The organism is Streptococcus salivarius, assembly GCF_009738225.1.
Lineage (GTDB): Bacteria > Bacillota > Bacilli > Lactobacillales > Streptococcaceae > Streptococcus.
This window is the reverse complement of sequence record NZ_CP018187.1, coordinates 1,706,885-1,724,412: the sequence shown is the minus strand read 5'-3', so window position 1 is coordinate 1,724,412 and position 17,528 is coordinate 1,706,885. Positions and strand designations below refer to the sequence as shown.

The 17,528-nt window shown below is 36.6% G+C and carries 19 protein-coding genes; 18 read left to right on the top strand and 1 reads right to left on the bottom strand.

What is annotated here, in order from left to right; genetic code table 11:
- Nucleotides 1–13: 13 nt before the first annotated feature.
- The 6 genes from BSR19_RS07760 (at nucleotide 14) to rpsU (ending at nucleotide 4,894) form a co-directional block, all read left to right on the top strand.
- A complete protein-coding gene (locus BSR19_RS07760) occupies nucleotides 14–478 on the top strand; it encodes an 8-oxo-dGTP diphosphatase (RefSeq protein ID WP_002891484.1) in 465 nt (154 codons plus the stop codon).
- 213 nt (nucleotides 479–691) lie between these two features.
- On the top strand, nucleotides 692–1,504 hold the full coding sequence (locus BSR19_RS07755; RefSeq protein WP_037598319.1) for a transporter substrate-binding domain-containing protein: 813 nt from the start codon (nucleotides 692–694) through the stop codon (nucleotides 1,502–1,504).
- Nucleotides 1,505–1,515: 11 nt separating this feature from the next.
- Nucleotides 1,516–2,313 (top strand): transporter substrate-binding domain-containing protein, encoded by a 798-nt coding sequence (locus BSR19_RS07750; protein ID WP_002891481.1) that lies wholly within the window; start codon nucleotides 1,516–1,518, stop codon nucleotides 2,311–2,313.
- Between the two features lie 244 nt (nucleotides 2,314–2,557).
- On the top strand, nucleotides 2,558–3,667 hold the full coding sequence (locus BSR19_RS07745; RefSeq protein WP_002891480.1) for an aminotransferase: 1,110 nt from the start codon (nucleotides 2,558–2,560) through the stop codon (nucleotides 3,665–3,667).
- 61 nt (nucleotides 3,668–3,728) lie between these two features.
- Nucleotides 3,729–4,523 carry a transporter substrate-binding domain-containing protein gene (locus tag BSR19_RS07740; protein ID WP_002891479.1) on the top strand — a complete coding sequence of 265 codons (795 nt, stop codon included), beginning with the start codon at nucleotides 3,729–3,731 and terminating at the stop codon, nucleotides 4,521–4,523.
- A gap of 194 nt (nucleotides 4,524–4,717) precedes the next feature.
- Entirely contained in the window at nucleotides 4,718–4,894 is a 177-nt protein-coding gene (gene rpsU, locus BSR19_RS07735; protein WP_002884573.1) for a 30S ribosomal protein S21, read from the top strand.
- A 158-nt stretch (nucleotides 4,895–5,052) separates the two neighbouring features.
- On the opposite strand, the gene mscL is transcribed toward rpsU, so the two are convergent.
- The gene (gene mscL, locus BSR19_RS07730; RefSeq protein ID WP_002884705.1) at nucleotides 5,053–5,433 is read right to left on the bottom strand and encodes a large conductance mechanosensitive channel protein MscL; all 381 of its coding nucleotides are present in this window, start codon (nucleotides 5,431–5,433) and stop codon (nucleotides 5,053–5,055) included.
- A gap of 163 nt (nucleotides 5,434–5,596) precedes the next feature.
- Here mscL and dnaG point away from each other — a divergent pair, with 163 nt between their 5' ends.
- The 12 genes from dnaG to BSR19_RS07670 all read left to right on the top strand — a co-directional run bounded on the left by dnaG (nucleotide 5,597) and on the right by BSR19_RS07670 (nucleotide 17,403).
- Entirely contained in the window at nucleotides 5,597–7,408 is a 1,812-nt protein-coding gene (gene dnaG, locus BSR19_RS07725) for a DNA primase (RefSeq protein ID WP_060972641.1), read from the top strand.
- 3 nt (nucleotides 7,409–7,411) lie between these two features.
- Nucleotides 7,412–8,521 (top strand): RNA polymerase sigma factor RpoD, encoded by a 1,110-nt coding sequence (gene rpoD / locus BSR19_RS07720; RefSeq protein ID WP_002884252.1) that lies wholly within the window; start codon nucleotides 7,412–7,414, stop codon nucleotides 8,519–8,521.
- 53 nt (nucleotides 8,522–8,574) lie between these two features.
- Nucleotides 8,575–8,910: a metal-sulfur cluster assembly factor gene (locus BSR19_RS07715; RefSeq protein ID WP_002891474.1), complete on the top strand. Its 336-nt coding sequence runs from the start codon at nucleotides 8,575–8,577 to the stop codon at nucleotides 8,908–8,910.
- A gap of 10 nt (nucleotides 8,911–8,920) precedes the next feature.
- Entirely contained in the window at nucleotides 8,921–9,847 is a 927-nt protein-coding gene (locus BSR19_RS07710) for a glycosyltransferase family 2 protein (RefSeq protein WP_060972642.1), read from the top strand.
- The gene (locus BSR19_RS07705) at nucleotides 9,825–11,159 is read left to right on the top strand and encodes a glycosyltransferase family protein (protein WP_227071900.1); all 1,335 of its coding nucleotides are present in this window, start codon (nucleotides 9,825–9,827) and stop codon (nucleotides 11,157–11,159) included. Before BSR19_RS07710 ends, BSR19_RS07705 begins: the two co-directional genes overlap by 23 nt.
- A 74-nt stretch (nucleotides 11,160–11,233) precedes the next feature.
- The gene (gene rfbD, locus BSR19_RS07700; RefSeq protein ID WP_060972644.1) at nucleotides 11,234–12,085 is read left to right on the top strand and encodes a dTDP-4-dehydrorhamnose reductase; all 852 of its coding nucleotides are present in this window, start codon (nucleotides 11,234–11,236) and stop codon (nucleotides 12,083–12,085) included.
- 76 nt (nucleotides 12,086–12,161) lie between these two features.
- Complete coding sequence (locus BSR19_RS07695) at nucleotides 12,162–12,857, top strand: glycosyltransferase family 2 protein (protein ID WP_197092260.1); 696 nt, start codon at nucleotides 12,162–12,164, stop codon at nucleotides 12,855–12,857.
- Nucleotides 12,858–12,862: 5 nt separating this feature from the next.
- On the top strand, nucleotides 12,863–13,195 hold the full coding sequence (locus tag BSR19_RS07690; protein WP_011227433.1) for a DUF2304 domain-containing protein: 333 nt from the start codon (nucleotides 12,863–12,865) through the stop codon (nucleotides 13,193–13,195).
- Nucleotides 13,196–13,265: 70 nt separating this feature from the next.
- Nucleotides 13,266–14,048 carry a glycosyltransferase family A protein gene (locus tag BSR19_RS07685; protein ID WP_060972646.1) on the top strand — a complete coding sequence of 261 codons (783 nt, stop codon included), beginning with the start codon at nucleotides 13,266–13,268 and terminating at the stop codon, nucleotides 14,046–14,048.
- A 131-nt stretch (nucleotides 14,049–14,179) separates the two neighbouring features.
- Nucleotides 14,180–15,433 carry a lipopolysaccharide biosynthesis protein gene (locus BSR19_RS07680; RefSeq protein ID WP_156246951.1) on the top strand — a complete coding sequence of 418 codons (1,254 nt, stop codon included), beginning with the start codon at nucleotides 14,180–14,182 and terminating at the stop codon, nucleotides 15,431–15,433.
- A gap of 1 nt (nucleotide 15,434) precedes the next feature.
- Nucleotides 15,435–16,418 carry a glycosyltransferase family 2 protein gene (locus tag BSR19_RS07675; protein WP_060972648.1) on the top strand — a complete coding sequence of 328 codons (984 nt, stop codon included), beginning with the start codon at nucleotides 15,435–15,437 and terminating at the stop codon, nucleotides 16,416–16,418.
- A 25-nt stretch (nucleotides 16,419–16,443) separates the two neighbouring features.
- Nucleotides 16,444–17,403: a glycosyltransferase family 2 protein gene (locus tag BSR19_RS07670; protein WP_156246950.1), complete on the top strand. Its 960-nt coding sequence runs from the start codon at nucleotides 16,444–16,446 to the stop codon at nucleotides 17,401–17,403.
- The last annotated feature ends 125 nt before the right edge of the window (nucleotides 17,404–17,528 follow it).

The following is a 17,528-nucleotide window of genomic DNA, read 5'->3' as shown; positions in this document are numbered from 1 at the left end:
AGAAAGGAAATATATGTCACGTTCACAAGCAACTATTTTAACTAATATGTGTCTCATCGAAGATGGCCGTGGAAATATTGTCATGCAAATCCGCGATCCAAAGCGTTATTACTGGTCGGGAGCAGCCCTACCCGGTGGCCATATCGAAGCACATGAAGGTCTGGTAGAATCAGTTATCCGTGAGGTTAAAGAAGAAACTGGCTTGACCATCAAAAACCCTAAATTAGTTGGTATGAAGCATTTTTACACGACAGATAACGAACGGTACTTGGTTTTCCTCTATAGGACCTCAGATTTTGAAGGAGAAATCCATTCAACAGAGGAGGGCGAAGTTCGCTGGGTTGCCAGGGAGGATGTGCCTAAGATGGACTTGGCTTATGACATGCTCAATCTGCTACGTGTCTTTGAAGAAGACAATCTCTCAGAACTTTTCTATCGGGAGCGCCTTGAAGATGACTTCGTCCGAGAATTTTGGTAATAAAATGAACTATTTATTCAAATGAATGAATAGTTTTTTTGTCTTAAAATCAGATAGAAGGCTTTAAAATAAACGAATTACAAGATTTATAGCAATGCCAATATTAATAAAAATAAAATTATAATCAATAAAAGTCCATTTTTTCGTTGACAAATGCATAATAATACATTATTATACTTACATAAGTTAATAAATATAGAAAAGAGATTGATTATGAAAACATGGAAAAAACTTTTGTTGGGATTTGCAGGGATTTTCGCTTTGACAGCTTTAGCAGCTTGTTCTTCGTCGAAGGACTCTTTGGAAAAGGTACAAGATAAAGGGACATTGACAGTTGCTCTTAATCCTCACTTTGCTCCTTTTGAATTTAAGACAATTCAAAATGGTAAGGATACGATTGTTGGGGCAGATGTCGAAATTGCTAAGGCAATTGCAGATGAGCTTGGCGTAAAAGTCAAATTCTCTGAAATGTCTTTTGATAATGTCTTAGCAAATGTTCAATCTGGTAAAGCAGACATCGCCATTTCCGGAATATCTGCCACTAAGGAACGTCAGAAAATCTTTGATTTCTCAGATACCTACTATGAGTCTGAAACGGTTCTTGTTGTCAAGAAAGATGCGACAGGAACTTACAAACAAACAGGTGATTTTGCTAAAAAATCTGTAGCTGTTCAAAAAGGTTCTATTCAAGAAAATATCGCCAAAGCCAACTTGTCAGATGCTAATGTGGTATCCTTGGCGCAACCTGGCGAAGCCATCAATGAATTGAAGTCTGGTCAAGTTGAAGGAGTAGTTCTTGAAAAGGCCATTGCAAAAGGTTATGTAGACCAAAACAGCGACCTAGCTGTGTCAGACATCACGCTCAAGTCTGATTCAAAAGATGCCTATGCTGTAGCGATGCCTAAAGGAAGCGATAAGCTAAAAGAAAAGGTTAATAAGGTTATCGCTAAACTCAAAAAAGAAGGTAAGATTGACAGCTATGTTCAAGATGCCTACACTCTTTCACTTAAGAGTTCTAGCAAATAAGGAGTTATTATATGAAGAAATTTTGGTTTATCCTTACAGCTCTAGTCGCTACCTGCTTTCTAGTTGCTTGTAGCGGAAGTCAGGGAGTAAATCCCAAAACGATTAAGGAAAAGAAGAAAATTGTCGTGGCAACAGAATCAGAATTTGCACCATTTGAGTTCAAATCATTGGTTAACGGCAAAGATACGCTAGTTGGAGCAGACATCGAGTTGGCCAAAGCTATCGGTGAAAAACTCGGTGTAAAGGTTGAATTTTCCGTGATGTCTTTTGATAATGTTCTTGCTAACGTGCAAAGTGGTAAAGCCGATATTGCCATTGCAGGGATTTCGGTGACAGACGAACGTAAGAAGGTTTATGATTTTTCAGACAGCTACTATACGTCAGAAAATGTAGTGATTGTCAAAAAAGACAAGGTAAATGACTATACAAGCACTGATAGTCTCGCAAAACAAACTGTCGGTACGCAAAAAGGCTCTGTTCAAGAAACCGTTGCTAAGAAACAAATTTCTAAGGCAAGTGTAGTATCACTGACTTCAAATGGCGAAATGATTAATGAACTCAAGTCAGGACAGCTTCAAGCAGTTGTACTTGAGAAGGCCATTGCAGAAGGTTATATCGCTCAAAATGATGATTTAACCCTTGCCAACTTTAACCTCAAGTCAGACGGTTCAGATGCTTATGCAGTCGCAACACGTAAGGGGTCAGATGACTTGCTTAAAGAAATCAATGCCGTCATCAAAGAGACTAAAGACTCTGGAAAATTTGACCAATGGTTAAAAGAAGCATCAACCTACAAACAAAGTAAGTAAATTTAAAACTTCTGAGCACCTGAAACGAGTCAATTTCAGGTGCTTTCATCAACGGCGGAAAGTCTCGTTTGGTGTTGGCTTTGCTCACTCAAGGGGAGTCGTCAAAAATTCTTAAATCTAAATGGGGGAATACCCCATTTTTTATTGAATTCTCTGCTAAAAACAGTTATTATCAAAGTAGGTAAGTCTGTCAAAATAGACAAATGACATCGTATAGAGTGCTTAAGAAAAGCAAGGAGAAACTATGAAGCTACCACGTTTTGGTGTTGAAGAATGGCTGAATGTCCATGAAAAGTCTGCCATATATGATATCGCAGGAGTTTCAATTAAGGCCCTCACAATGGAAGAATTATTTGACTTATCAGGCCTTGATAAGGAAGCCTTTTTTGCTCAACTACTAAAGAAAAAGATGGATTACGGCTGGATTGAAGGGGCACCAGAGTTCAAAACTCAAGTGTCTAGCTTATACAAGGACATGCCGGTTGATAATATCCTCCAAACTAATGGGGCTACAGGAGCGACGATGCTAGCTCTTTATGCGCTTATTGAGCCTGAGGACCATGTCATTTCCATGTATCCAACTTATCAGCAGCTCTATGACATTCCTAAGTCACTAGGAGCAGATGTGGACCTCTGGGAGATTGAGGAGGACAATAACTGGTTGCCTGATTTGGACCAACTTCGCCGTCTGATTCACCCAAATACCAAGATGATCTGCATTAACAATGCCAACAATCCTACTGGTGCCCTTATGGATACTGCTTACCTTGAGGAGCTTGTGACTATCGCTAAAGAAGTAGACGCCTATATCTTCTCAGATGAGGTCTATCGCAGTTTTGACCAACCTGCACCTTCTATTGTGGATTTGTATGAAAAGGGCATTGCCGTCAACAGTCTTTCAAAGACCTATTCCATTCCTGGTATTCGTGTGGGTTGGGTAGCTTCTAACACTGAGGTGGCGGACATTCTACGTGACTACCGCGACTACACGATGATTTGTGCTGGAGTCTTTGATGATATGGTGGCTACCCTTGTCTTGGAAAATAAAGAGGCCATCTTGAAACGCAACCGTCAGATTGTAGAGGAAAATCTCGCCCTTATGGATGCCTGGATTGCCAAAGAGCCTAAGGCGTCTTGGGTTAGGCCTGCTAGTGTGTCAACTTCCTTCGTCAAATTAGATGTGAATCGTCCTATCGAAGATTTTGCCTTAGAGCTTCTTCAGGACTATGGTGTGCTTGTGGTTCCAGGGAACCGTTTTGACAAGGAGTCCCATGTCCGCATCGGTTATTGTTGTGATAAGGAAGTCCTTCAAAAGGGCTTAGAAAAACTGTCGCAATTTCTTAATAAATGTTGACAATACCACTAATTTTAAGTAAAATAAACGAGCAAAAATTATATTTATACAGGAGTTTCTTATGAAAAAACTATTCCTTGGAGCCATGGCTCTCCTTGCTGCTGTTACCTTGGTAGCATGTGGGTCAAAAAAAGACGCTTACGAATCTATTAAAGAAAATAAAAAACTTGTCGTGGCTGTCAGTCCAGACTATGCACCATTTGAGTTCAAAACTTTGGTAGACGGTAAAGACCAAGTTGTCGGTTCAGACATCAAATTGGCACAAGCTATCGCTGATGAACTTGGGGTTAAACTTGAAGTGACAACAATGAGCTTTGACAATGTCCTTTCTAGCCTTCAAGCTGGTAAGGCTGATATTGCCATCTCTGGTATCTCAGTGACTGATGAACGTAAGAAAACCTTCGATTTCTCAGATCCTTACTACGAAACACAAAATGCTATCATCGTTCGTAAAGATCAAGAATCTACCTACTCAAGCCTTGATGCTTTTAAAGGTAAAAAAGTAGCTGTTCAAAAAGGTACTATCGAAGAAGGACTTACTAAGAAACAATTGAAGGATTCAACAGTTGTATCACTTACAGCAATGGGTGAAGCCATTAACGAGGTTAAATCTGGCCAAGTTGATGCTGTTGACCTTGAAAAACCAGTAGCAGAAGGTTACGTGGCACAAAATCCAGATTTGGCTTTGGCAAGTGTTGCCCTCAAAGTTGACGATGGTGATGCTAAAGCAGTTGCAATGGCTAAAGGCAATGACAAATTGAAAGAAGCAGTCAACAAAGTCATCAAGAAAATGAAAGCCAACGGTACTTACGACGAGTACATCAAGGATGCTTCTAAATACACAGCAGTTGAGTAAAAGATAAGCTAGAGGATGATTCCTCTAGTTTTTTTGTATGGCAAAGCCTCAGATAGTCTCCAATAAGATTTAGAAAATAGCCTTGATATCAAAAATACTCAAACTTAAAATATATTTCTTGACAGAAAAAGACGAGTCTTGTATACTTGAATAGAACGTGTAAAATGTTACATTATCTTGAGGAGGTGAATTCAATGTCAAAAACAGTAGTACGTAAAAACGAATCACTTGACGACGCTCTTCGTCGTTTCAAACGTTCTGTGACTAAAGCTGGTACTCTTCAAGAGGCTCGTAAACGTGAACATTACGAAAAACCTTCTGTAAAACGTAAACGTAAATCAGAGGCAGCTCGCAAACGTAAAAAATTCTAATTAAGAATGAAATTAACAGAAAAAAGCTTGAGTCTTCTCAAGTTTTTTTCTTTTCATCGAATAAACAAGTCAGTTAGTAGTCCTGAGATACAAAAAATAAGACGACTGAGATTTCAGACGTCTTGAGTTTCATATGTCTTTAGTTGAACAAATAAAAATTATTTGTTTGCAAGAAGATCGCGGATTTCAGCAAGCAATTCTTCTTGTGATGGACCTGCTGCTTCAGCAGCATCCTCAGCTTCTTTTTTGCTAAGAGCTGTTGCTTTGCTAGCAGCTTTAACAACGAAGAAGAGAGTAGTACCAACGATGATGAAGTTGATAACTGCGCTCAAGAAGCTACCGTATGCGATACCGTTCCATGACAATTTAGAAAGGTTCTCAACGTTAGCGGCCTTAACAACTGGGTTAAGGATAAGTGGTGTGATGATATCACCAACAAGTGAAGTGATAATAGCGTTGAAAGCAGCCCCCATAACAACGGCTACAGCGAGGTCAAGGACGTTACCCTTGAACAAAAAGTCTTTAAGTTCTTTAATCATTTTGACAATGAATCCTTTCTTTTATTTACTTCTAATAGTTTATCTGATTTTGTAAATCTTGACAAGAGATTTGCTCATGAAAAAATCGATTTTATTTTACTTTCATTTTTCATCGTGTTATAATTAGAGGTAATGCAATTATGGTAAGATAGGGGGCGATTAGATGGTAATTGATAAAGCTTTAATAGAAGATATTAAGAGTAGTACCAATATCGTCGACGTGATTGGTGAAGTTGTCAGTCTTAATCGCGCAGGTCGTAATTACCTTGGCTTATGCCCCTTCCATAAGGAAAAAACTCCCTCATTCAACGTTATTGAGGATAGGCAGTTTTACCATTGCTTTGGTTGTGGCAAGTCTGGCGATGTCTTCAAATTTTTAGAAGAATATCGTCAGATTTCTTTCCAAGAAAGTGTCAAGGTTCTGGCAGACCGCTTAGGTATTGCAGTTACGATAGATGCACCAAGACAGGCTCAGCAGCAGAATTCTCCTAATCAAGCTTTCTATGATCTTCATGAGGATGCGCTGAAGTTTTATCACGCAGTCTTGATGACGACTAAGATAGGAGAAGCAGCGCGTGCCTACCTCTATGAACGTGGCATGACTGACGATTTACTTAAGACCTTCCAGATTGGTCTAGCCCCTGACGAACCAGATTACCTCTATCAGTCTGTATCAAAAAAATATGACGAAGAGGTACTGACAGAATCAGGTCTTTTTAATCTTTCTGAAAGTAATCGTCTTTTCGATACCTTTAAAAATCGAATCATGTTCCCGCTTAAAAATGAGTTTGGAAAGACCATCGGTTTTTCAGGGCGTGTTTGGACTAAGGAAGATATTGAAAAAGGACAAGCCAAGTACAAAAATACAAGGGCTACTCGTATTTTCAATAAGTCCTATGAACTCTACCACCTCAATCAGGCTAAGCCAGTGATACAGAAAACCCATGAGGTCTATCTGATGGAAGGGTTCATGGATGTTATTGCGGCCTATAGAGCTGGGCATGTTAATGCAGTGGCTTCTATGGGAACGGCTTTGACTCCTGAGCATGTCAATCGTCTTCGTAAGTTAACCAAGAAAATTGTTCTTACCTATGATGGTGATAAGGCTGGGCAAAATGCGATTGCCAAGTCTCTTGAGCTTTTATCGGATTTTCAAGTCGATATTGTTAAAATTCCAGATAATATGGACCCTGATGAATATCTACAGAAAACATCTGAAGAGGCTTTGGGTAAACTCTTGGTCGAATCCCGCATTTCAGATGTGGAATTTTGGATAGGACAGCTCAAGCCTGCCAATGTAGACAATCTTCAAGCAGAGATTGCCTATGTCGAGCAGATTGCTAAGATTATTGCCAAGTCACCTTCTGTAACGGCACAAAATTCCTACATTTCCAAGGTGGCTGACCTTCTGCCAGACTTTGATTTTTTCCAAGTCGAGCAAGCGGTCAATAACGAACGATTGACTATGAGGAATCAGCAGACGGCTCAATTATCGGCTGCTAGTAATAGTGCTTATGAGTCTTCAGCGTCAGGATTCAGAGGGACGGTCAAACTACCTTCTACACCTAAGATTACAGGCCTTCGTCGAGCGGAAAACCAACTCTTCCATCGCATGTTAAATCATCCGATGATTTTGAATGACTATCGCATGAGAGAGGAGTTTTTCTTCCAAACACCTGAGTTAGAGGAGCTCTATCATATTCTGAAGCAAGATGGTCAAATCGATACGGTGGCCTTGTCTGTACTTTCTCAAGAGGTGCAAACAGCCTATTATCAGGTTTTAGAGGAGATTTTGCCACCTGAAACCAGTTTAGAGGAAGTCCAGGCTATTGAAGAGCGTAGAAATCATTTTCTGAGGGAACAGGACTTCCGTAGGCAAAGTAAACAAATAAGAGAATCAAGTAACCACGGTGATGTGGATGCAGCGGTAGAAGCGCTGCAAATGCTCATCGACCAAAAACGAGATATGGAGTAACACATGGCAAAGAAAAAACAAAATACAGCATTTAACGTTCAAGTCGCTGATTTCATCCGTAACCACAAAAAGGCTGGTACAGCAATTGATGATGAAGTCACAGAGAAACTAGTTATCCCATTTGTTCTTGATGCTGATGGGATTGATGACCTTTTGGAACGTTTGACAGACGGTGGTATCTCTATCACTGATAAGGACGGAAATCCTTCATCTAAATATGTTGTTGAAGCCCCAAAACCAGAAGAATTGACAGACGAGGAGCTTCTTGGTTCAAACTCAGCTAAGGTCAATGACCCTGTTCGTATGTACCTCAAAGAGATTGGGGTAGTTCCTCTCTTGAGTAACGAAGAGGAAAAAGAATTGGCTATCGCTGTTGAAAATGGTGACTTGGAAGCGAAACAACGTTTGGCAGAAGCTAACCTTCGTTTGGTAGTCTCAATTGCTAAACGTTATGTGGGACGTGGTATGCAGTTCTTGGACTTGATTCAAGAAGGTAATATGGGGCTTATGAAAGCCGTTGATAAATTTGACTACTCTAAAGGTTTCAAATTCTCAACTTATGCGACATGGTGGATTCGTCAAGCAATCACTCGTGCCATCGCAGACCAAGCACGTACCATCCGTATCCCAGTTCACATGGTTGAAACTATCAATAAATTGGTCCGTGAACAACGTAACCTCTTGCAAGAGTTGGGACAAGACCCAACACCTGAACAAATTGCAGAACGTATGGATATGACTCCAGATAAGGTTCGTGAAATCCTTAAGATTGCTCAAGAGCCAGTTTCTCTTGAAACACCTATCGGTGAAGAAGATGATAGCCATTTGGGTGACTTTATCGAGGATGAAGTTATCGAAAATCCAGTAGATTACACAACTCGTGTGGTTCTTCGTGAACAATTGGATGAAGTGCTTGATACCCTTACAGACCGTGAAGAAAACGTTCTACGTCTCCGTTTTGGTCTTGACGATGGGAAGATGCGTACTTTGGAAGATGTTGGTAAAGTCTTCAACGTTACTCGTGAACGTATTCGTCAGATTGAAGCTAAAGCCCTTCGTAAATTGCGCCACCCAAGCCGTAGTAAACAACTTAAAGACTTTATTGAAGACTAAGATAGTAAATGGAAGGGGCCTGATTATTAGGTCCTGATTTTGGAGGAAAAGCTATGTCTGAAGTAAAATACACTGAAGAAGAAATTGAAAAAATCAAAGACCGTATCTTGGAAGCCTTAGAAATGGTCATTGACCCAGAGTTGGGGATTGATATTGTCAATCTTGGCCTTATTTACGATATTCGTTTCCAGCAAGATGGCTATACTGAAATCGACATGACCTTGACGACTATGGGCTGTCCTTTGGCAGATCTTTTGACAGACCAAATTTATGACGCTATGAAAGAAGTGCCTGAAGTCACTAAGACTGAGGTCAAGTTGGTCTGGACACCAGCATGGACTATCGAAAAAATGAGCCGTTATGCCCGTATCGCCCTAGGTATTCGTTAGGAGAAGGCTTATGAAAACACTGGCTATCGTTGTTCCTTGTTATAACGAGGAAGAGACCATCCATCCTTTTTTAGAGGCTTGTCAGGCAGTTGAACGACAAATGACCAATCAGTTGACTTTCAACTATTATTTTGTCAATGACGGTTCAAAAGATCGCACCTTAGAAGTTCTGAGACAGGTTTCAAAACAATTTGAAAATGTTCACTATCTCTCTTTCTCTCGTAATTTCGGGAAGGAAGCAGGCTTACTTGCAGGCCTTGAAGCAGCTGAAGGCGACTACGTCACAGTTATGGATGCCGATCTTCAGGATCCACCTGAACTTCTCATCGAGATGTATGCCAAAATCCAAGAAGGTTACGACGTTGTCGGGACACGACGTGCTGACCGCAAGGGTGAGCCACCTATTCGTTCACTCTTTGCTAAGGCCTTTTATTGGTTGATTAATAAAGTTTCTGACACAGAAATGGTAGACGGGGCGCGTGATTTCCGCTTGATGACTCGTCAAGTCGTTGATGCCATCCTTGAGCTCAAGGAAGTGAACCGCTTTTCAAAAGGGCTCTTTTCTTGGGTCGGCTTTGATGTGGCCTACGTCTCTTATGAAAATCGTGAACGTGTAGCAGGAGAAACCTCATGGTCTTTCTGGAGCCTATTGAGCTATTCACTTGATGGCTTTATCAACTTCTCAGAAGTACCGTTGAAGCTTGCCACATGGGCAGGAACCTTCTCATTCTTAATCTCTTTGGTTGGAATTGTCTTTGTCGTTATCCGAAAACTAACTATAGGTGGGAGTGTTGCAGGCTGGGCAAGCCTCGTCTCAATCATCCTCTTTATCGGAGGAATCCAACTCTTAGCCTTGGGAATCATCGGGAACTACATTTCAAAGATTTTCCTAGAAACCAAGAAACGGCCAGTGTATGTTATTAAAGAAAAAGGGTGAAGGAATGAGTGAAAAAAAGAAAACAATTAACGCCTTTATGTTAATTGTTCTTTTGTTTGGTCTAATATCATTGTTTGCAGCTTATCCTCTTTCAAATGGGGATGAAGGCTTCCATATGGCAAAAAGTTATTCTATGTTTTCCGAGACATTTCCTAGGGAGACCTCGGAAAAAAAATTAAGAGAAATTGAACTTATTGCTATTAGCCAACCTAAACAAATTTCTATAAGAAAATTTTATGGTGAAAAGATTAAAAGTGTTGCCAATGATGGAATTAAATTTAATGTTTTAACCGATCAAAATCTAACATCAAAAATAGATGTTGGGCATTTTATCCCCGCAATTGGTTTACTTATAGGAAGGATAGTTTATCCAAGTTATGGTGTAATGCTATTTTCTGCTAGATTATTTAATTTAATCTTCTTTTTGGGAGGAATGTATCTAATTTTTAGAAGGGCTAAGTTTGATCATCTGATTTTCTTGATGATATTTACTGTTCCTTTTATGCAAAAAATAGCTAGTCCATCATATGATATCTTTGCGTTTCTTGCTGTAGCAGCCTTTGGGACAAATTTCTTGTATTTGAGTCAGTTAAAAAAAGTATCAGATGTAAGGAAAGAAGATGTTGTTTATACAGTAATGACTATAGCATTGATTTTGTTAACAAAACTTAACTATATTTTTGCTTTACCAGTATTATTGGGGATTCCAATAGTATATAATCCTATATTATCAGCACTTAAACGTTGTTCTAGAATATCAAGAGTGTTATTAGCAATTGTAACTAGTTTATTATTCTTAACAGTTGTTTTATTTGTTCACAGAGTCTATAATATTCCCGATTTGATAAAAGTATTTTTCAATAATTACTTTAATGTTGCAACTATGGGTGGGAGGGGTGCAACATTATTCTCTGTAGTTCAGGATAATCTTCCGGATATAGTGAATATCTGTTGGATTGTTTGTTTAGTATTAGTAATGATGTCAACTCAAAAGAGTGGATACAGACTACCTACTGCTCTAGCTGGTCTAATAGTTTATCTATTAAATTGGTTTGGTATATTTTTAGGCTTTTATAGCTCACATCCTGAACATTTTTCTTTTGATGATCTGACAGGTAGATATTTACATGCATACATTATTTTTCTTATACCATTGATGTCCTGGTTAGGAATGAAAATGAATTTTAAAATATCCCCAAAAGCTAAGTATTATATTGCTATTTTTTCAACATCCAGTGTTTTAATATTATATTTAATTACAATTGTCTATAGAGGATTTATCTTAGGGATTACACCTGCGTGGAAAAACTAAGGATGAAAGCAGATTTTTTCTGCTTTTTTTGTTAAAATGAAACTGACATTATTGGAAACTACAAGGAGAAAAATATGATTCTAGTAACAGGTGCAAATGGCCAACTCGGAACTGAGCTTCGTCACCTTCTTGACGAACGTAACGAAGAATATGTAGCAGTAGATGTGGCAGAAATGGACATCACAGATGCTGCCAAAGTAGATGAAGTTTTTGCGGAAGTAAAACCAACCTTGGTTTATCACTGTGCTGCTTACACAGCTGTTGATGCTGCTGAAGATGAAGGTAAAGAGCTTGACTATGCTATCAACGTGACAGGTACTGAAAATGTCGCTAAGGCTGCTGAAAAACATGGTGCAACGCTAGTTTATATTTCAACAGACTACGTTTTCGATGGTGAAAAACCAGTCGGTCAAGAGTGGGAAGTTGATGACAAACCAGATCCACAGACAGAGTACGGTCGTACAAAACGTATGGGTGAAGAGTTAGTTGAAAAACATGTTTCAAGCTACTACATTATCCGTACAGCTTGGGTGTTCGGTAACTATGGTAAGAACTTTGTCTTCACCATGCAAAATCTTGCCAAGACTCATAAGACACTTACAGTTGTTAATGACCAACATGGTCGTCCAACTTGGACACGTACATTGGCAGAGTTTATGACTTATTTGGCTGAAAACCGGAAGGAATACGGTTACTATCACCTGTCAAATGATGCAGCAGAAGATACAACTTGGTACGACTTTGCGGTTGAAATCCTCAAAGAGACTGATGTTGAAGTGAAGCCTGTAGATTCAAGTCAATTCCCAGCTAAAGCTAAACGCCCTCTTAACTCAACAATGAGTTTGGCTAAGGCTAAGGCTACTGGATTTGTCATCCCAACATGGCAAGATGCTTTGAAAGAGTTTTACAAACAAGAAGTGAAATAAAAACCAAGGTCAGTTGAATTAATCTGAAATATATTTGGCTGCCCTTTTTCAATAGAGTTTTCAGGAGAAACTACGTATAAAAATGTCAGATTTACTCATTATTATCCCAGCCTATAACGAAGAAGGCTCAATTGAAAATGTTGTTAACAACATCATTCAAAACTATCCTCAATATGACTACGTTATTGTCAATGACGGTTCCCGTGATAAAACTTCACAAATTTGCCATGAGAATCATTACAATATTGTTGATTTGCCAGTGAATCTCGGTCTTGCTGGGGCTTTTCAAACAGGTTTAAGATATGCATATGAGCATGGTTATAAAAAAGCGGTGCAATTTGATGCTGATGGTCAACACTTACCTGAATATATTCAAAGTTTGGAAGAGAAAATCAATGATGGCTTTGATTTAGTTATTGGTTCTAGATTTGTTACAGAGAAACGACCAAATTCTTTACGAATGTTAGGAAATATCTTGATAAGTTCAGCCATCAAACTTACCACTGGTAAAACAATCAAGGATCCAACTTCAGGAATGAGAATGTTCTCAGAAGATTTAATTAAAGAGTTTGCACTTAATATTAACTATGGTCCAGAGCCAGATACCGTTTCTTATCTCATCCGTAATGGTGTAAAAGTTGCGGAAGCACAAGTTAGAATGGAAGATAGACAAGCGGGAGAAAGTTATTTGACTCTCTCTCGTTCGATTAAATATATGACTCATATGTTTGTGTCAATCCTACTTATTCAAAACTTTAGAAAGAGAGGCTAGACTCCATGACTATTTGGTTTCAAATTGTTCTAATTTTTGTATCTCTAGCAACCGTTACCTTTATTCTTAGAGGGATTCGAAAATCTCAAGTCCAAATTAATGACTCACTATTTTGGATTTTCTTTTCACTAGTTTTACTTGTATTTAGTGTCTTTCCAAAATTAGCTGAGATAATTGCGAGAGCATTAGGAATTGTTTCGGCGGTAAACTTTATTTTCCTCTTTATCATTTTCCTTCTACTGATTAATCAATATCAATTAACAGTTCGCTTATCTAAACTTGATACAAAGTTCAAAAACTTAGTACAAACAATTGCCTTGAGAGGGAAAGATAAGTAAAAGAGATTATACAGTCGTTTTAGTTAGGGATGAAATATCTTAATGACTATTTAAATAAAAAAGGAGACAAATGACTTCAGAAAATCAACATACATTTGTTATATGTGCTTATGGAGATAGCCCATTCCTAGAGGAATGTATTTTATCATTAGTAAATCAAGAGTTGAAATCTCAGGTGATTTTGTATACGTCGACTCCTAGTGATTATATTGAAAACTTGTGCTTGAAATATAATATTCCTTACCACTCTAAAGTAGGAGGGGGAATAGGGAAAGATTGGAACAATGCACTTTCCTTCGTTAAAACGAAGTATGCTACTATTGCTCATCAAGACGATTACTATCTTCCTACTTACTCCCTAGAAATTATGGAGAAGGCAAGTAAAGTACCAGATTCTCTAATTATTTATTCTGATTACTTTGAGGAAAAAGATGGACAAAAAATTGCTAAAACAACAAATTTGAAAATCAAAACCTTCATGTTGAAAGCAATAAATATATTATCTTCAAATAAAATTTGGAGAAGACGAATTCTAGCATTTGGAAATGCTATATGTTGTCCTGCTGTAACCTACAATCTTGATAAACTCAAAGGTTTCCAATTTGATGAGAATTTAAAAGGGAATTTGGATTGGGTTGCTTGGTATAAAATTGGTAGTATGAATGGTTACTTCTCTTTTGTTCCGAAGGAGCTAATGTGTCATCGTATTCATCAAGAATCAGAGACTTCTAAAACAATTAGTGATAACACTCGTTCGAAAGAAGATTTAGAGACGTTTGAAATTTTCTGGCCTAAATGGATAGCACGATTAATAATGAGGCAGTATGTAAAAGCACAAAATTCTAATGACTAATCAGTAGTAATATCTTAGAAGCTTAAAATGCTACTTAAAGAGAGATATTATAAGTAATTATGTTTTCCATTCCTCTAAAAATCTTATGATATAATAAGTGGAATATTGTTAATCGAAAGAGAGTAAAGTACTTGAAAAATGTAACTCCCCAAAAAGTTTTTTTCTGGAATATCCTTGGTAGTATGTCTTCCGCAGCTGTTTCCGTAATCCTTCTTTTTATTGTTACTCGTGTTTTAGATAGTGCTTCAGCAGATATCTATAGTTTTGCATATGCTATTGCTAATTTATTTGTGATTGTAGCTAGTTTTCAAGTAAGAGATTTTCAGGCGACAGATATCAAAGAAAAGTATTCTTTTGATACTTACTTGATTGCTAGGATAGTTTCAAATATTTTAATGGTTCTACTTTTGATTGGTTATATCATTTTAAATCCTAATACACATGCAAATATAGGTATAATATTTTGGGTGTCTTTTTTCCGAGTGAGTGAAGCTCTATCAGACGTTTTTCAAGGATTATTTCAACAAAGAGAACGATTAGATATTGCAGGTAAATCATTGTTTTTGAGAAATACAATCTCTACTGTTGTATTTGCTCTAGTTCTACTTGTTTCAAAAAATCTCTTGTGGTCAGTAATATTGCAAACAATAAGCTCATTTCTTTTTATTGCTTTATTTGATTATACTAATTCAAGGTTATTCCATATCTTAAATTTCAGAAATGTAAAACCGCGCAAAGTTGTTAATGTATTTAAAGATTGTCTACCATTGTTTATTAATGCATTTCTATTAGTTTCAATTTACAATCAACCAAAGTATGCTTTAAATGATATTTATAATAAGGGATTAATTGGTAATGGTGTTCAAAGAGACTTTAGTATTTTATTTACGCCGATATTTGCAATGAATTTAATGATTATTTTTCTAAGACCAATGATTACACAACTTGCAGTGTTTCTTGAAGAAAAGAAAATTTCTCATTTTATTACGTATAAAAATAATCTATTTCGTATTTTATTAGGTACATGTACACTCATCTATATAGTTGGAGCTTTCATTGCTATTCCAGCATTAGATATAGTTTATGGAACAGATTTGAAACAGTATCAAAGTAGCTTTTTAATTTTATTGATGGGTGGTGTTGCTAGTACCTTCTCAACTGTGTGTGATAACATTCTAACAGTATTTAGAAAACAACACTATTTAATCATTTCTTTTGTAGTTGGTTACTTGGTTTCGATAATGACTGCAAGAACACTTGTGTTGAAATATGAAATATTGGGTGCCTCACTATCCTTTTTGTGTGCTATGATTTCATGGTTAATTGTATCGTTAGTAATTTATTTTATTACGAGTCCTTATACTATTTTTAGAAAGAAAAAATAATATGAAATTTTCAATTGTGGTAGCTGCTTATAATGTTGCAGATTACTTATCAGAGTGTATTACTAGCTTAGCAAATCAGAAATTTCAAGCATCAGACTATGAAATCCTTATTATTGATGATGGTTCTACAGATGGCGTGACGGGAGAACTTTGCGATAAGTTAGCTTCTAAATACAAAATGGTAAGGACAATTCATCAAGACAATGGGGGATTATCTGCAGCTAGAAATACTGGAATTAAACACTCTAAAGGTGAGTTTATACTCTTTGTTGATGGTGATGATTTTTGGAGTAATCTAGAGTTCCTTGATAACTTATCTAGAAATATTGATACCTATAAAAGCGATGTAGTAATTTTTTCTTATGATAAGTATTATGGAAAAGATGAGAGTGCTAGAATTGATTTTAACTCTGTTCCAGAGTCAGGAAATATTGAAGAAAACGTTATTGACTTGGTTAGGAATAGTGTTTTAACGGCTCCAGCATGGAACAAATGTATCAGAAGAAATTTATTTGTTGAGGAAACTTTAGATTTTCCTGTTGGATTCCTATCAGAGGATTGCTTATATTGTTCATATCTTTTAAAACTAACTGCGAAATATTCTATTTTGAATATAGAATCTTATAAGTACAGGCAGAATCGAATTGGAAGTATTACTAATGTGGTTAAAGAAAAAAATGTATATGACATATTAAAAAGTATAGATATAGGTTTAACGAATATTGGAGAATGTAAGAATAATGTTCGTAAAGCGATAAATATTTACTTTGCAATTTCATATATCTCAGTCTTACCATATGTAAGTCAATATATTTCAAATTCTGAGATTATGTATCTGTTAAAAAAATACAAGTATCTTTTGAAATTTTCAAATGAAATAAAGAATAGTTCGTTTAATTTAACCGGTAAGATTACAAGATTATTAGGTCTAAGATTATCAATCATTTTATTACCAAAGCTATTGAGAATATATAAAACAATGTAATAGTAAAATTTTAAGAGGAGTATTAATGTCTAAACCAGCTATTTCAGTAATTATTCCGGTTTATAATGCACAAGAAGGACTCGGTCAGTGTATTGATTCACTTTTAGATCAAACATTTTCGGATTATGAAATTATTATTTTAAATGATGGCTCTACCGACAACTCTTTGGAAGTAATTCAAAACTATGCTTCAAAAAATGATGGTATTAGGGTTGTAGATAAGGAAAATGAGGGTGTAGCTAAGACTAGAAATCGAGGGATAGCCCTTGCAAAGGGTGAATACATAGTCTTTATTGATAATGATGATTTTATTGCTCCAGATTACTTAGAGTGTTTTTATAAGGCGATAGAAAAGGAAAAATTAGATATTGTTATTGGTGGCTATAAACGTGTTAACAAAGAACATAAAATTCTTTTCCAACAAGATCTATCTCAGACTGATTGGTCAAAATATATAGTGGTGGCACCTTGGGCACGTATCTATCGCACTTCATTTTTAAGGGAAAATAATATTCAGTTTTTTGATTATCCAATTGGTGAAGATGTTATCTTTACTTTAACTGCCTATAATTTAACTGATAAAATAAAGGTAATTGATTACAATGGGTATAATTGGTTCTTTAATGAACGAAGTATTTCAAATACTTCGCAAAGAGGTTTTAACCCTAAAATTGATATAATTTATTTTTTAAGTTGTTTAAAAGATGTTGCAGGAGATTCTGAATATATAAAATATTATGTCAAACGATATTATATTTGGTATTTACTCTTTTCTGGGAAAGCTGCATCAAGTAAGCAATTTGTTGAACAACATAGGAGAATACAGGATTGGATTTGTAAAGAAAATTTTAGATCAAAACTAACACCATTTTCAAAATCAGTAAGGGGAGAGAGAATCCAGACTAAGATTTATGTTGTGATATTTAGGCTGATAGAACATTTGAAGTTGGTTACATTATTTTCAAAGTTCTATTGTAAAGGGTAGTATTTATCCTCACAAAGCAGAGTAATTCTGCTTTTTTTTGTTACTCAATAGCAAGAGGACTTTTTCTTTTTTGTATAAACTATAGTATAATTAAGGTGGTATGCACTTTCAAAGATTACTACTTT